The sequence below is a fragment of the Pseudonocardia sp. EV170527-09 genome (assembly GCF_008369905.1).
GTDB lineage: Bacteria > Actinomycetota > Actinomycetes > Mycobacteriales > Pseudonocardiaceae > Pseudonocardia.
The window spans coordinates 1-388 of record NZ_VRMC01000369.1 but is presented as its reverse complement, the minus strand read 5'-3'; the positions used below and the strand labels follow the sequence as shown (position 1 = coordinate 388).

Sequence of the window (388 nt, the reverse complement as noted above, 5' to 3'; positions counted from 1 at the left end):
GCCCGCCGAGAGCGCCTACGACGGACCGTCGGTCGAGGAAGCCCGCGCCGTGGTGTTACGGCTGCGTCCGCTACTTGAGCCATACCGGCGCTGGACGAACCTGCTCCACCACGCGTGGGACGCATGGCACAACGAACGGGACCGAGACCTCATCCACCGATTCGGTCGAGTCGGGGTCGGGTTGGGCGCGGCGCTGCACGTGCTGACGGCGGCCGCAAACGCGGGAGAGCGACCGGCGGCCGGTGGCTACGTGGGCGGACGAGCGTGGTCGCTGGCGGTGCTGTGTGTGCACGCCGAGGCGGTGCTCGTCCGCCGCTACCTCGTGGACTGGAGCCAGGAGGCGTTGGCGCTATTGCAGGAGTTGGCCGGTGCCCGGGCTCGACGGGAT

At 70.9% G+C, this 388-nt stretch carries 1 protein-coding gene; it reads left to right on the top strand.

Annotated features, from left to right (window positions below; translation table 11 throughout):
- A partial coding sequence (locus FVA95_RS32340) for a hypothetical protein (RefSeq protein WP_205016056.1) occupies positions 1–388 on the top strand: 388 nt, incomplete at both ends.